8 protein-coding genes, 1 tRNA gene and 3 pseudogenes are annotated in these 14,999 nt (G+C 55.0%); 9 read left to right on the top strand and 3 right to left on the bottom strand.

Annotated features, from left to right (window positions below):
• Positions 1-253: 253 nt before the first annotated feature.
• Both ACFKSJ_RS03090 and ACFKSJ_RS03085 read left to right on the top strand, forming a co-directional pair.
• Positions 254-2,683 (top strand): plasma-membrane proton-efflux P-type ATPase, encoded by a 2,430-nt coding sequence (locus ACFKSJ_RS03090; protein ID WP_440950807.1) that lies wholly within the window; start codon positions 254-256, stop codon positions 2,681-2,683.
• 32 nt (positions 2,684-2,715) lie between these two features.
• Positions 2,716-3,473, top strand: a pseudogene (locus tag ACFKSJ_RS03085) (IS5 family transposase); the annotation flags it as partial.
• Positions 3,474-3,553: 80 nt separating this feature from the next.
• Here ACFKSJ_RS03085 and ppsA read toward each other — a convergent pair.
• On the bottom strand, positions 3,554-6,001 hold the full coding sequence (gene ppsA / locus ACFKSJ_RS03080; protein ID WP_440950806.1) for a phosphoenolpyruvate synthase: 2,448 nt from the start codon (positions 5,999-6,001) through the stop codon (positions 3,554-3,556).
• A 133-nt stretch (positions 6,002-6,134) separates the two neighbouring features.
• On the opposite strand from ppsA, the gene ACFKSJ_RS03075 reads away from it, so the two are divergent.
• The 4 genes and pseudogenes from ACFKSJ_RS03075 (at position 6,135) to ACFKSJ_RS03060 (ending at position 8,712) form a co-directional block, all read left to right on the top strand.
• Complete coding sequence (locus ACFKSJ_RS03075; RefSeq protein WP_440950805.1) at positions 6,135-6,695, top strand: amino acid permease; 561 nt, start codon at positions 6,135-6,137, stop codon at positions 6,693-6,695.
• Between the two features lie 98 nt (positions 6,696-6,793).
• Positions 6,794-7,571, top strand: a pseudogene (locus tag ACFKSJ_RS03070) (IS5 family transposase).
• A gap of 14 nt (positions 7,572-7,585) precedes the next feature.
• Positions 7,586-7,660 (top strand) — tRNA-Met (locus ACFKSJ_RS03065).
• A 169-nt stretch (positions 7,661-7,829) separates the two neighbouring features.
• Positions 7,830-8,712: pseudogene (locus tag ACFKSJ_RS03060) on the top strand (IS5 family transposase).
• Positions 8,713-8,823: 111 nt separating this feature from the next.
• Here the strand turns inward: ACFKSJ_RS03060 and ACFKSJ_RS03055 are convergent.
• Positions 8,824-9,180 (bottom strand): STAS/SEC14 domain-containing protein, encoded by a 357-nt coding sequence (locus ACFKSJ_RS03055; protein ID WP_440950804.1) that lies wholly within the window; start codon positions 9,178-9,180, stop codon positions 8,824-8,826.
• Positions 9,181-9,404: 224 nt separating this feature from the next.
• Positions 9,405-10,769, bottom strand: a complete 1,365-nt coding sequence (locus ACFKSJ_RS03050; RefSeq protein WP_440950803.1) for a right-handed parallel beta-helix repeat-containing protein — start codon at positions 10,767-10,769, stop codon at positions 9,405-9,407.
• Between the two features lie 197 nt (positions 10,770-10,966).
• On the opposite strand from ACFKSJ_RS03050, the gene ACFKSJ_RS03045 reads away from it, so the two are divergent.
• The 3 genes from ACFKSJ_RS03045 to ACFKSJ_RS03035 are packed head-to-tail and all read left to right on the top strand — an operon-like array spanning position 10,967 to position 14,891.
• Positions 10,967-11,314: a hypothetical protein gene (locus ACFKSJ_RS03045; protein ID WP_440950802.1), complete on the top strand. Its 348-nt coding sequence runs from the start codon at positions 10,967-10,969 to the stop codon at positions 11,312-11,314.
• 9 nt (positions 11,315-11,323) lie between these two features.
• Positions 11,324-11,713, top strand: coding sequence for a hypothetical protein (locus ACFKSJ_RS03040; RefSeq protein ID WP_440950801.1), 390 nt, complete (start codon positions 11,324-11,326; stop codon positions 11,711-11,713).
• Positions 11,697-14,891, top strand: coding sequence for a hypothetical protein (locus tag ACFKSJ_RS03035; RefSeq protein WP_440950800.1), 3,195 nt, complete (start codon positions 11,697-11,699; stop codon positions 14,889-14,891). Before ACFKSJ_RS03040 ends, ACFKSJ_RS03035 begins: the two co-directional genes overlap by 17 nt.
• Positions 14,892-14,999: the final 108 nt, after the last annotated feature.

Here is a 14,999-nt window from a genome sequence, read left to right as displayed (position 1 = left end):
TCATTCCCTCTTGTGCTCCAACCCGGATCCTCCGATGGACAGTTGGAGATATATGCGGAGGATCCTGATGAGATTTCCCCTCGGCGCTCTCTGCCCAGTTGACTCTGCGAGGCTGTTGTGGATGAAGATACCCGTTATTTCATCGAATCCAGGATTTGGCCGAGGTGGGGGAAGAATTATGGAAGATCCGGCCATCGAAAGATATAAAGAATCATGGACTTAGTAGAGCAGGTATAACCGGAGATCGTTGTCCATGACAGATAGTGCAGCACCTACAGATACGCCAGCAGAATTGGCGCAACCCGCCCAGGGATCCAGGACAGGGCTGACCAGTGCAGCGGTCATTGAACTCAGGAAACAGTACGGTTTCAATGACATCATGGAAGAAAAGAAAAATCCGCTGCTCAAATTCCTGTCCTATTTCTGGGGTCCGATCCCATGGATGATCGAGATCGCTGCCATCCTCTCGGCAGTTATTTCACACTGGGAGGACTTTGCCATCATTCTCCTTCTCCTCATGACCAACGCAGTAGTCGGATTTCTCCAGGAGCGAAAGGCCGAGAACGCCATTGAACTCTTAAAAATGCAGCTCGCACCCGGTGCCCGTGCACTCCGTGACGGCACCTGGCAGGAGATCCCGGCCCGTGAACTCGTGCCCGGCGATCTCGTTCATATCCGGCTGGGGGATATTGTGCCGGCAGACGCCATCCTTGGCAAAGGAAAATATCTCCTGGTCGATGAATCGGCACTGACCGGTGAATCCCTCCCGGTTGAGAAGAAGCCTGGCGATCTGGTATATTCCGGATCGATCGCCCGGCAGGGTGAGATGGATGCGAGTGTCACCACGATCGGGGGGAACACCTTCTTTGGCAAGACCGCCCGGCTGGTCCAGGCGAAACCTCCGCGAAGCCATTTTAAGGCTGCTGTCGAGCGGATCGGCAACTATCTCATCATCCTCGCAATAGCGCTGGTCAGCATCGTTATTGTCGTTGCACTCCTGAGATCCGAATCCTTTCTGGAAACAATTCAGTTCTCCCTTATCCTCGTTGTAGCGGCAATTCCCGCAGCACTTCCGGCGGTACTGACCGTGACACTTGCTGTCGGTGCCACGGCCCTTGCAAAAAAAGAGGCGATTGTCAGCCGGCTCACTGCGATAGAAGAGTTGGCCGGCATGGATATCCTCTGTGCCGATAAGACCGGGACGATTACACAGAATTCCATTACCATCGGTGATATCAGGACATTTCCGGGGATTTCGGAACAGGATGTTATCAGCGCGGCAGCACTGGCCTCCCCCAAAGAGAGCAACGATCCCATCGATAAGGCGATTATAGAAGAGGAGGTATCCACCGCAACCCCAGGTGAGCCGGGTACGAAAGGGTACGATGTCATCGATTTTGTGCCGTTCGATCCGGTCTCAAAGTATGCAAAGGCGACGGTCAGGAACGCCGACGGAGCGGAAGAGGAGGTGGCAAAGGGTGCCCCTCAGGCAATCACTGCGCTTGTGGGGACCTCCGGGAATGATCCCGCCGTGCTGAATGCGTGGGTGCAGGAGTTTGCAGAGAAAGGGTACCGTGCGCTCGGCGTTGCACGAAAAGGGCCGGACGGTATATGGAAATACCTTGGCCTGATCGGCCTTTTCGATCCGCCCCGCGAGGATTCTGCAGCCACCATAACCGAGGCAAAAAACCTTGGCGTGAACGTGAAGATGGTGACAGGGGATCATAGTGCCATTGCCAAGGAGATCTCTGCGAAGGTGGGCCTCGGCCAGAACATCCTTCCCCGGACTGCATTGATCGCCGGGGATGGAGAAGATGTGCAAAAACAGCTGGAGTCTGTAGACGGGTTTGCCCAGGTTCTTCCGGAGGACAAGTTCAATATCGTGAAAGCCCTGCAGACAGGAGGCCATATCGTCGGTATGACCGGGGATGGCGTGAATGATGCGCCAGCTCTCCGCCAGGCGGATACCGGCATCGCCGTCGCCGGCGCGACCGATGCAGCAAAGTCTGCGGCGGATGTCGTCTTAACGAGACCCGGGCTTTCGGTTATCATCGATGCGATCCAGAGGAGCCGGGAGATCTTCCGGCGGATGGAAAATTATGCAGTCTACCGGATCGCCGAGACGGTCCGGGTCCTGATCTTCCTGACTCTCTGTATCGTAGTACTGAACTTCTATCCGGTAACTGCATTCATGATCGTCATGCTGGCGATCCTGAACGACCTCCCGATCATGATGATTGCCTTCGACAACGCACCGGTGGCACCCAATCCGGTGCGCTGGCAGATGAACCGTATCATGACGCTTGCAACGATCCTCGGGATTTTTGGGGTTGTCTCGAGCTTCACTCTCCTCTGGGTAGCAAGAGAATATTTCCACCTTGATACCGGCGTCATACAGACACTCATCTTCCTGAAGCTGGCTGTCGCGGGTCATATGACGATTTATCTTGCCCGTACCGGGCAGCAGCATTTCTGGGAACGCCCGTTCCCCTCGCTTGCTCTCTTTGGCACGGCTGAACTTACGCAGGTGGGAGCGACCCTTATCGCGATTTATGGCATTTTCGTCATGACACCAATCGGATGGTCACTTGCGCTTATTGTCTGGGGATATGCACTGGTAGCCTTCCTGATCAGTGACCAGATCAAGGTATGGTTATTCAGGAAGATCCATCCTTACTCATGATCTTTTTTTGTGAATGCATGCTCTTTGATCTTCGTGAAGCCCTTGGTACTGACTTTCGCGATGTGGTTGAACTCATCAATCTGATGGGCAGGATCAAAGACATCCTCAAATTGGATCAGGTTCCCCACTACTAGACCATCCTGAAGTTCATGGCACGAATTCCTTCTGCGATACTCTCGATATTCCCGGGGTGAATTTGTTCCAACAACTGCCATCGATTCTTCGGGATTCACCAGTTCGTACGCCAGTTAGTATTACTCCTGGCGGACAGGAAAGACCCGAAAAAACTTCGTGAAAACTTCGATTGCGGTAGATACACGCAAGCGGGTGATCCTCTTCTCCAAGATCTCCCTGAAACCAGTACACGACATTAAACACACTGAACCACTTCTCAGGCAGTGCCAGAGGACCAGAAAACCGGGTTTTACGTGATGGATAAAGGATACGATTCCGAGGAACTTCATCGACAGATCAGGGAAGAGAGGGATGCCGATTCGGTGATACCTGTCAGAATCTGGAAAGGGAAGATCCACTCAGGGAAATACAGACAGGAGATGTATATCAACTTCAATTCTGAACGCTATCACGAGAGGAACAAAGTTGAAACAGCGTTTTCAGTCATCAAAAGAAGATTCGGAGAGGGTCTGAAGGCACGAATTGGTACCAGGTTAAGGAGATCAAGGTCAAAATGATCCTCCATAACCTCACGAAGGTGATTCAATCAGTAATGATTGTCATCATAGTTGAAGCATATCAACAGAGCCCGAATTTTCAACCATGGTTCTCCTAAAAGATGGTATCAGGTATATCCTGATACACAACCGCAAATTCAGTTCTGGTCTCCAGCCTTATGGAATGGTACCGGAACATTCATTCTGTTCTCTCCCGGTCAAGACGCTCCTCCATCTCAACCACATTCCGGGTGATCTTCATCACCGAATCCGGGTTGAGAGAGATAGATTCTATGCCCTCCCTGACCAGGAATTCGGCGAACTCAGGGTAATCACTCGGTGCCTGTCCACAGAGCCCACTGTGACGTCCGTTCCGCCGTGCACCCTGTATTGCCATGGATACAAACTTCATCACGCCCGGGTCACGTTCGTCGAAATCGTGGGCGACCAGCCCGGAGTCCCGGTCGACCCCGAGTGTCAACTGGGTCAGGTCGTTCGACCCGATCGAGAACCCGTCGAACAACCGGCTGAATTCATCGATAAGGAGGATGTTATTCGGGATTTCACACATTACATAGATCTCGAGCCCATTCTCCCCCCGCACAAGCCCGTTCTTTGCCATCTCGGCCAGAACTTTTTCAGCCTCATCAACACGCCGGCAGAACGGGATCATGATGATCAGGTTCCCAAGTCCCATATCATCCCGGACCCGTTTCATCGCACGGCATTCGAGAGCAAAACCCTCGCGGTATCTCTCGTCGTAGTACCGGGACGCGCCACGGAAACCGAGCATCGGGTTGGCCTCCTGTGGCTCAAAAAAACTCCCCCCGAGCAGGTTGGCGTACTCATTGGTCTTAAAGTCGCTCATCCGGACCACGACCGGCTTCGGGTAAAAAGCCGCCGCGATCGTTCCGATGCCTTGTGACAATTTTTCGATGAAATACTCTTCCGGTTTATCATACCCGTACGTGAGTGCCCCAATCTGTGCCTTTACACGCTCGTCAGTGACTTTTTCCGGGTGGACAAGAGCCATCGGGTGAATTTTGATATAATTACTGATGACAAACTCCATCCTTGCAAGACCGATGCCGTCATTCGGAATCATCGAAAAGGAAAATGCCTCGTCCGGCTCCCCAAGGTTCATCATGATCTCCGTTTTTGGGCGCCTGAGACCAGTTAAGGAAATTTTTTCGACATGAAACGACAGGATACCCTCGTACACGACGCCCTCATCTCCCTCAGCGCAGTTGACGGTAACGTCCTGTCCGGTTCTGATCTTTTCTGTAGCATCATTGGTTCCGACCACGGCCGGAAGGCCAAGCTCCCGGCTGACTATTGCTGCATGGCAGGTTCGTCCCCCGCGGTTGGTAACGATCGCTGCAGCGGTTTTCATAACCGGTTCCCAGTCCGGGTTCGTTGTATCAGAGACCAGGATCTCCCCGGGCATGAATTCGTGGAGGCGGCTCACATCGGCGATCACCCGTGCCCTGCCGGACGCGATCCTTTCGCCGACGCTTCTTCCCTTTACAAGCACCGGCCCCCGTTCTTCAAGATAGTAGGTCAGGAGGACATCCCTGGCATCCTGGGAATGGACGGTCTCCGGACGTGCCTGCACGATGAACAATTCCCCGGTTATTCCGTCCTTTGCCCATTCAATATCCATCGGGACTGGCTGGTGTGCCTTGTGCGAATAGTGATCCTCAATCCGGAGAGCATACCGTGCCAGCACGAGGATTTCGTCATCCGTAATACAGAAACGCCGGCTATCCAATTCAGGGACTTCGACATTCCTCGTCAGGTCCTTGGAGGTCCCCTGACCGTATACCATCTTGATCTTCTTATCGCCAAGGTTTTTTCTGACAATGGCGTTGTGGCCAGTCCGAGTCGTCGGTTTGAATACATAGAACTCATCGGGGTTGACAACCCCTTGCACGATGTTCTCGCCAAGACCATACGAGCCAGTGATAAAGACAACATCCCGAAATCCGGTCTCGGTATCGAGGGTGAAGATGACTCCGCTTGAAGCCAGGTCGGAGCGGACCATCTTCATGACCCCGATGGAGAGCGCTACCTTGAAATGATCGAAATCCTGGTCGATCCGGTAGGATATGGCCCGGTCGGTGAACAGGGACGCAAAACATTTGCTACAGGCCTCCCTGAGCGCGAGATATCCGCGGATGTTCAGATAGGTCTCCTGCTGGCCTGCAAAAGAAGCGGTGGGGAGATCTTCTGCGGTAGCAGAACTCCTGACCGCGACATCGGTGTCAGGGCCGTACTCTTCGCAGAGCCTGTCATAAGCAGACCTGACTTCGCTCCAGATATCGTCAGGTATGCCGGCTCCTATGATCAGGTCCCGCACTTTTTTCCCCCTGATCGCAAGGTCGGCGATACTGGTCTTGTCAAGGCCGGCCAATGCATCTTTGATCCCGTCAATGATGCCGCTCGATTTCAAAACATGCCAGTACGCATCGGAGGTGATTGCAAACCCGTTCGGGATCCTGACGCCTTCCTTCGTCAGATCCTGATACATCTCACCAAGTGAAGCGTTCTTTCCCCCGACACTATCGACATCTTCGTTCCTGATCTCCTCAAACCATCGGATATATTGTGCAGTGCTCATATCAAAGTCTCCCAGGTATGCAGTCATCCGGGGCTGCATGCCTGCTGTCAGGTATGACGCGAGATTCAACAATCGTCTCGCATATTCCAATTCATAGTCCTACCAGACCAGCACTTTGAAAAACCTTTCGCCGATAACAGCAGTGGACGAGCGATCGATGATGGTAGAGGGGGAGGTTCCCATGATATCGACAGATACCTGTTCGTCTTCACATGATTCCACACTATCGTTCAATCCTGGGATGGTCGGTACCGTCGCCTCGGCGGCACCCGTTGTGGCACTTGACGGGCATCTGCCCCCGATGTTCAACCGGCACAACAAATATGGATCGCCCGTTGCAATTCTTGTCATCCAGGCGCTTATCGGTTCAGTAATCTCGCTCCTGTACGTCATTTTGCCCTCGGTCAACCAGGCGTACTGGATCATGTCGGCAATGACCGTCGAACTGCTCTGTATCATGTACTTCCTGATATTTGCATCCCTGATCAAGCTCCGGTACAGCAAGCCGGACCAGCCGCGGCCGTTCAAGATCCCCGGTGGAATGGCAGGAGTATGGATTGTCGGAGGTATTGGAGGAATCGGCGTTGTATTCGCATTTATCGTAGGCCTGATCCCTCCGGCAATTTTCTCGAATGCTCCGCTCTATGTCGGGTCGGTGCTGCTCGGGACATTCCTACTTGCGGTTCCGCCGCTTGTCTTTATGAAATTTAGGCTCTGTTGAAACCCCCTGGTACTATGATCCCGCGATAAGGCCAAGATCTCATAAGAATCGTTGCTCCTTGAGTTAATGACAAATTCAACACCCAAGAAGCAGAAATAATGTCACCGAACCGGTATATCAAACTTATCAGATACATCTGTTCAGCCCTACGATCCTCCCATTTCCCTCTTTATTCCGGTAAATATTCCAAGATAACGTATGCTTAGCACCAGCGCTCATCGCGATCCTTCTCTTTCGTGAAGCCCTTGGTACTGACCATCGCGATGTGGTTGAGCTCATTAATCTGATGAGCCCGATCAAAGACATCGACCAGTTCGTACGCCAGTCATTATTACTCCTGGCGGACAGGAAAGACCCGAAAAACTTCGTGAAAACTTCGATTGCGGTAGATACACGCAAGCAATTGATCCTCTTCTCCAAGATCTCGCTAAAACCAGTACATGACACGAAACACACTGAACCACTCCTCAGGCAGTGCCAGAGGACCAGAAAAACCGGGTGTTATGTGATGGATAAAGGATACGATTCCGAGGAATTTCATCGACAGCTCAGGGAAGAGATGGGTGCCGATTCGGTAATAGCTGTCAGAACCTGGAAAGGAAAGATCTATTCAGGGAAATACAGACAGGAGATGTATAACAAAATCGATTCTGAACGCTATCGTCAGAGGAACAAAGTTGAAACGGCGTTTTTGTCATCAAACGAAGATTCGGAGAACCCCTCCCGGCACAAAAATAGTGGTACCAGGTCAAGGAGATCAAAGTCAAAATGATCCTCTATAACCTCACAAAGGTGATTCAATCAGTCGTGATCGTCATTATAGTTGAAGCATTTCAACAGAGCCAAAAATTACTTAACTGGTGCCTCACACAGTAGCTGCAGAGATAGGAAGCGAGGTAGGGTAGTCAGGATATCCCGACGGGCTCATAACCCGTAGACCGATGGTTCAAATCCATCCCTCGCTATCGATTCTGGAATTATTGTATTTTGGGCTCTGTTGAAACCCACTGGTACTATGATCCCACGATAAGGCAAATATCTAATAAGAATCGTTGTTCCTTGAGTTAATGGTCAAACAAACAACAAGGAGCAGAGATAATGTCAACGAACCGGTATATCAAACTTATCAGATAAATCTGTTCAGTACTACGATCCTCCCATTTCCCTCTTTATTCCTGCAAATATTCCAGGAGAACGTATACTCAGCATCAGTTCATGGCGATCCTTCTCTTTCGTGAAGCCCTGGGTACTGACTATCGCGATGTGGTTGAACTCATCAATCTGATGGGTAGGATCAAAGAGATCCTCCAGTTGGACCAGGTTCCCCACTACTCGACCATACATAAGTTCATGGCACGAACTACTTCGATTATTCTTTCGAGATTCTTGAATAGGACCCTTAAACTGTTTTATTCCTGGGGTGAAATTGTTCCAACAACTGCCATCGATTCTTCGGGATTCACCAGTTCGTACGCCAGTTAGTATTACTCCTGGCGGACAGGAAAGACCCGGAAAAACTTCCTGAAAACTTCGATTGCGGTAGATACACGCAAGCAGGTGATCCTCTTCTCCAAGATCTCCCTGGAACCAGTACACGACATTAAACACACTGAACCACTCCTCAGGCAATGCCGGAGGACCAGAAAAACCGGGTGTTATGTGATGGATAAAGGATACGATTCAAAGGGACTTCATCGACAGATCAGGGAAGAGAGGGGTGCCGATTCGGTGATACCTGTCAGGACCTGGAAAAGGAAGATCTATTCGGGGAAATACAGACAGGAGATGTATAACAAAATCGATTCTGAACGCTATCGTCAGAGGAACAAAGTTGAAACGCTGATTTTTGGTCATCAAAAGAAGATTCGGAGATGACCTGAAGGCACGAAAACAGTGGTGCCAGGTCGAGGAGATCACGGTCAAAATGATCCTCCATAATCTCATAAAGGTGATTCAATCAGTTGTAATCGTCATCATAGTTGAAGCATTTCAACAGAGCCGAAAAGTTCTCTTTTAGTTACACGGCCGCAGGCAACCAAGGATTAGAAAGTCATCTTCTGGTAAAAAAATAAAAAAAGGAAATAATAATTTTTCGTTGTACATCAATTAACCCGTGCATGTACACCGATCATTCTCGAAGCCAAGCCCAGGCCTTGCTGATATCTGAAGATTGGAAAAACCTGGCATCAATTGCATAAACGACTTGGGCCAAATGCGTAAGCCACTCCTCCCAGGTCTTATCGCCAACTACGGCCACTTTTTCGATTTTATTTTGGAACTCACGTCCGAATTTGTAATCGGCTATCCAACCCCCGACCGTTCCTCCTTCGTACCCAGTCAAATCAAACAATAAACGTAGAGAACCTTCTTTTTCCACTAATGCTTTTACTTCCGGTTCCAGTTTCTCATAATCGGAAGGCTCAAGGTTTCCGACAATTTTGTAACCTACAACATTTCCTGAACTCTCAGCAAGTTTTTCAAGCATTTTCCCTCTCCCTTACATTGCGGAACTTGACATCATCTTATAAAAAAACTTTTGATGGAGGTTGTCCCAAAATTGATATCCACTCAGCCCTGTATCGGCCTTCATGAGGTTTCATGAGGTGGGCGATGGATTGTGGCAGCTCATTGAACCGTTCCTCCCTCCCCCGAGGTCGCCTGTCGGGCGCCTTCGCGCTGATGAACGGAGATTGTTCAATGGGATTCTTATCAGGCCGGCTTCCGAACCAGCTCGTAAACCTCAACCTCCCCATCGGCCATCGTCAAAGAGACCGTACCACCCGAAACCGGGCCAGCCGTAACAACAGGAGCCGGCGGAACAGGCGGCCGGGGCCCTGAATCCTCACGCACCCGGATCGTCACCCCGGAGAGGTCGACCGACCTGACCGACGGCGGGTGAACCTCGACCAGATCAGATATCGGGACAGAGGCAGGCACCTCCAGGATCAAGGACCCGGAGAACGGCCGGCCGATCGCCCGGTACTGAGCGAGGGCGGCCGCATGGGCGGGAGCGTCGACGAAGTCCAGCCGTTCGGTGATCCCGAGCAGCACGGGCCGGCCATCGCCGGCGAACCGGACGATCCCGATCTCCAGATCAGCATCGATCGCGGTCGCCTGCAGGACCCGGCGGGTCGCACCGGTCGAGACGAACCCCCTGGCGATGATACCGACACCGCCGTACTCGATCACCAGGCCGTAGGCGCTCCCGTCGTCACGGCATGAGTCGAGCACGACGGACTTCGGCCGTTCGTTCTTGAACAGATAGCCGGCCTTTCTGTTGTTCTTCGCCGTGCACCGGTTCAGGATCACATGGTCCTGCAGGTAATAGCCGCACTGGTACAGCTCGGCTGGCGTGGTCCCGGACCGCTGACCGTTCCCCTCACTCTCGCAGTCCTCGAAGAGCAGCTCGGCGGTCCGCTGCTCGTGTCCTTCCCAGGAGCCGTCCGTGTGGAAACCGGACTGCCAGGAGTCGATCGCCCTGCACTTCCGGACCGTGAGGCCGAGCAGGTGGCCGGTATCGATCAGGTCGAACCCGCAGGACCAGTCCCGTACTCCGTCCCCCTCCTGCCCGCTGCCACAGGAGATCGCCTGGCACTCCTCGAACAGGACCCGCTGAAACGTGGCAGCGCCGGCGCCGGTCGTGTTGCAGGAGAAGCCATGATGGTAGGCCATCCGGGCGGTGCACCGCCGGTACACCAGGTCGGAGAGGACCTGGCCGTCCCTTCCCCAGTTCATGAACGCGGCCGTGCACCCGCCGGCCCTCCCGAACGGGAGGTAGGTTTGCCCGTCCAGGGTGTGGGCGATCTCCACGTCCTCGCAGGTGAACCGGCTGGCATAGTTCTGGATCCCGAAATAGCCGACACCGCTGAACCCGGCGAGCGTCACCCCCGGCGAGGTCTCCGGGATCTCGATCCGGCACGGCGACCCGGCCGCCTCGATGGTCGTCTGCCCGGGGCCGGCCCCACTGATCGTGACCCCCGCCGCCGGCCGGAGATACCGGGACCCGTCAGGAGCGAAACCACCGTTACCATTAATAGTGCCGGCGAGAATTGTTATCAACCTGTCAACTTTCACGGCCTCTGCGGCGATTTTCTGGAAATCTGTTTCACCGTCCAGAACGAGATCTGCGTCTTCTTTCTCTTGAGTCGGACAATTCTTTGGCGAAATGATTATAGACATAGTTTAACATTATCCTGAGAATCAATAGATTTATACTCAGATGTGAATAATAGGGGGATAGCGATGTTATTATCGTAATTGGGGAGAGAAAAATGAGCGAATCTGTTTTTTCATCAGGCATGCGCGGAGCGATCCCGGATGCTCTGGAGGATCCGGGCAGGGCCATCACCCTCGCCCCTGGCTTGAACGGCACGGTCTGGCTCTATCACACCAACCGGGCGGTACATCTCGATCACAATACCCTGCGCGATCTGTTGTTCCTGCGGAACACGGCAGTCATCTATGATGCTGGCGGGACGGTCGTCCTGTCACCCTCAGGTCCGGAGGGGATTGCGATCCGTCTCCCGTCCGGACTCATGTATATTATTCCCCGGGCTGCTCTCGCAGCTGCCGGCCGTGGTGTAACCAGGTCCCGATTCGATCCGATGCCTTCGGTGTGAGGTAGCGCCATGTCAACCGAAATTGCGGAAGATACTAGAGCGGAGCCGGTCTTTCCCTACCACCGGTGGCATCCCATCGAATATGAAGCAGTGTTTCGTCTGCGGGAACTCGAGTACACAGTCACCCGGACCGACGGTAGTATTTCGGGGGTGAACCTGATCGCGATGAAGGGCGGACATTTCAGGTTCGTCTGCATCAGCCGACGGAAGACGCGAGCCGGAACGATCGCCGAGGTGGCGGCAACATATTTCGAGGAATTGGATGAGCTCCGGCAGCACATCTCGCCGGTCGTCAGCGTTGACCTCTGGATCTGGTGCCGGCAGGACAGATGGCGATACTTCGCGGTCTTCCCGGGCGGGATTCAGGAGATCGGAGGGGACGATGCCTGCCGGCTCTGAGATCCGCCGGGGTCTCGAGGTGCTGGTCGCCCCGGGCCAGGTCTTCGAGGTCCGGAGCTGGACCGGCGACCGGATTTCATCGGGATACTTCGACGACCTCGACGCCGCCGAGAAGGCGATCACCGCCCTGGACGCGGCGAACCCGGACGGGATCTACCTGACCCCGAACCCGGTGCTGCCGGACCTCCTGGCAAGAAGGGCGAACCGGATCAAGGGACCGCTCGCCAAGAAGGACTCCTCGACGAGCGACGCCGACATCCTGAGCCGGCGCTGGTTCCTGATCGACATCGACCCCGCCCGGCCATCGGGGGTCTCCTCCTCCGACGAGGAGCACCGGGCGGCGCTGGAACGGGCGGCTGATATTGCGGCGGCCCTTGGGGAGATGGGATGGCCGGCCCCGGTCGCCGGCGACTCCGGTAATGGGGCTCACCTTCTGTACCGGGTGGATCTGCCCAACGACGAACAGGCGACGGCCCTGATCAAAGCGACACTCGTCGCCCTCGACGGTCTCTTCTCTGACGCGAAGGCCTCGGTGGACACGGCGGTCTTCAACGCTTCGCGGATCTGGAAGGTCTACGGGACCGTCGCGAGAAAAGGGGACAACACCGAATCCCGGCCGCACCGGCGGAGCCGGCTGCTTTCGGTACCAGATCAGATCGGGATTGTGACACGGGAGCAGCTCGCGGCCCTGGCGATCACCGACCCGGCACCAGCAGCGCCGGCTCCTTCAGCGAAGGGGACTGGCCACGGACCGGGGGAGACGCTCGACCTGGCCGGCTGGCTCCGGGAGCACGGCCTCGGATTCAGCGATCGCCGGCCCTACCAGGGCGGGGACCTGTACCGGCTCGACTCCTGCCCGTTCTCATCGGCCCACACCGACGGGGCCTTCGTGATCCAGTTCGCTTCCGGGGCGATCTATGCCGGTTGCCATCACGCCTCGTGCGGCGGCGGGTCACAGCGGTGGCCTGAGTTACGGGAGATGTACGAGAGACCGGCGAAGGTCTCCGCAACCCATGAAGAGAAGGAGGCAGCCTGGCGGAAGAAGAAAGCCGAAGCACGGGAAGTGGCGGCCGGCCGGGACGACTCCGAACCGGTGCCGGCAGAGGAAGAAACTGAAACCGACCCGGAGGTTCTGGCCGAGGCCCGGGAGATCCTGGAGCACGGCGACCCGCTCACCTACATGGTCGAAACCTTCAACCTGGACCACGTAGGCGATCCGGTTCTCGGGCAGTGCCTAGCGCTCTCCCTGGCGAGCCGGCTGGTCCGGAACTCGCAAGGGTTGCACGTGATGACGACCGGCGAGAGCGGGAAGGGCAAGAGCCACGGATACCGGGCCATGCTCAAGCAGGTGCCGGACGACTACAAGATCAAAGGGTCGTTCTCTGATAAGTCGCTCTTCTATATGGACGACCTCCGGCCTCAGACCGTCATCCTGGTAGATGATAAGGACCTGAGCGACTCGATACAGGAGACGCTGAAGGAGGCCACGACCGACTTTAGAGAACCGATCATCCATCGAACCCTGACCAACGAGCGGAAATTTATAGAAATGACGATACCGGCCCGCTGCCTCTGGTGGATTGCGAAGATGGAAGGGACCGGAGACGAGCAGGTCCAGAACCGGGTGCTGATGGTCTGGGTGGACGAGTCAGAGGAGCAGGATCGCGCCGTCCTCGTTCGGAAACTTGCGCAGGAATCGCGGGACGAATCCGGGCCGGCCGGTGAGCCGCGGCAGGTCGCTATCTGTCGGGCGATGTGGGAGATCCTCCAGGGCCTCGGCCTGGTAGAGGTGAACCTCTCCCGGTTCGCTCACCGGATCTGTTTCTCCTCAGCCCGGAACCGGAGAAACCCCGACATGCTCGCGGACCTGATCAGATCTGCCGCCCTCCTCCGCTTCTTTCAGCGGGACCGGCGCACCATCGACAACGAGACGACCCGCCTCTATGCGACGCCGGACGACTTCAAGACGGCCGGTGATATCTTCACGGCCTTGAACGGTGAGGCCGGCAGTCAGGACACGAAACTGACCAAACGAGAATCCCAGATCCTCGACATCATCGACAGGGCCGGCCTCACCGAGTTCACGTTCCAGACGATCGTGGGATTGACGCAGATCCCATACCAGCCGATCCGTAGAACCTTCGTGGGCTACTTCTCCCGCGGGGAGAAGTATTCAGGGCTGCTGGAGAAGTGCCCGGCGCTGGCGACCCACGACCAGACCACCTCCGCGGCCGGCCAGGATGCCGGCTCATCGATCCGCCGAAAAGAAACGGCCTTCACGTTCAACCGGGAGATCTATTCCTCCTGGTCGAAGGGTAGCCTGGTATGGCTCCGGCCGGACGATGGCGACGGTGGTGATGGGTCCGATCCAGACCCTCCACGTTTTCAGCATTTTCAGCACGTTTTCAGCACGTTTTCAGCAACTGCTGAAAACGAGACGGCGGCAAATCCTGAACCTGACAGCGGAAAGGAAGAAGGATCTTCTATTAAAAAAAATAAGGATAACACGTTTTCAGCAAATCGAGAAAAGCGGGGCAACACAATTGATCAGGGGGTGTCTTCCCTCCCCCCCTCCCGCTTTTCGGCATTTGCTGAAAATGAAAATGAAATAAATTCTTACGGCGCCGAATCGACTAAAGGAGAGCAGAAAAACAGCGGTTCATTTTCAGCAGTTGCTGAAAACGTGCTGAAAGTTGCTGAAACTGCTGAAAACCACCAGGATGATCAGCCGGCCCCGATCGCGATCTCGAGATCCGCACCAGAAGCCTTACCACCTCAGCCGGCGCCCACGCCGGCGCTGACCCTCGCCCAGGTGAACCCGGGCGACTACTCTCCGATCGCCGACGGTCCCCTGATCGAGCCATGCCCGGTCTGTGGTGGCCGGGTGGTGCACTACACCGAACGATACCAGGCCCGGCAGGCCCGGGGTCCGAAGGAGAGGAGCCGACATATCTGCCGGGGCTGCTACAACCGGGCCCGGGCCCGCGAACAGGCAGCTGTCCAGATCCTGCCCGGTGCGATCCCGCTCGACGAGGTCGAGCCGGTCGATGCCGGCCTGCTCGGGCGGTGCTCGGTCTGCGGGCTTCAGGTGGCAGCGTATAGTCATGCCGGCAGCGGGACCGCGATCTGCTCGGTGTGCTATGAGAAACTGGTGAGGGAGCAGGTGGATATTCGGTAGGGCCGGCTGTGGTTGAGGTGGAGGAGGCGATCGCCTGGTCGAGAGATTTTCCGGCTTCAATAATTGAATTTTTGCCTCTGTTGAAATGCTTAAACTTGGATGATATTC

Origin of the sequence: Methanosphaerula subterraneus, from assembly GCF_052055875.1 — an archaeon.
Taxonomy (GTDB): Archaea; Halobacteriota; Methanomicrobia; order Methanomicrobiales; family Methanospirillaceae; genus Methanosphaerula; species Methanosphaerula subterraneus.
Note: the sequence above shows the minus strand (reverse complement) of the source record. Positions and strands in the feature narration are given on the sequence as shown.

Excerpts from the sequence above, each read along its gene's own strand:
- ACFKSJ_RS03055 (WP_440950804.1), bottom strand. The coding sequence starts at position 9,180 with ATGCTTGAAAAACTTGCTGAGAGTTCAGGAAATGTTGTAGGTTACAAA.
- ppsA (WP_440950806.1), bottom strand. The coding sequence starts at position 6,001 with ATGACTGCATACCTGGGAGACTTTGATATGAGCACTGCACAATATATC.
- ACFKSJ_RS03075 (WP_440950805.1), top strand. The coding sequence starts at position 6,135 with ATGGTAGAGGGGGAGGTTCCCATGATATCGACAGATACCTGTTCGTCT.
- ACFKSJ_RS03040 (WP_440950801.1), top strand. The coding sequence starts at position 11,324 with ATGTCAACCGAAATTGCGGAAGATACTAGAGCGGAGCCGGTCTTTCCC.
- ACFKSJ_RS03035 (WP_440950800.1), top strand. The coding sequence starts at position 11,697 with ATGCCTGCCGGCTCTGAGATCCGCCGGGGTCTCGAGGTGCTGGTCGCC.
- ACFKSJ_RS03045 (WP_440950802.1), top strand. The coding sequence starts at position 10,967 with ATGAGCGAATCTGTTTTTTCATCAGGCATGCGCGGAGCGATCCCGGAT.
- ACFKSJ_RS03090 (WP_440950807.1), top strand. The coding sequence starts at position 254 with ATGACAGATAGTGCAGCACCTACAGATACGCCAGCAGAATTGGCGCAA.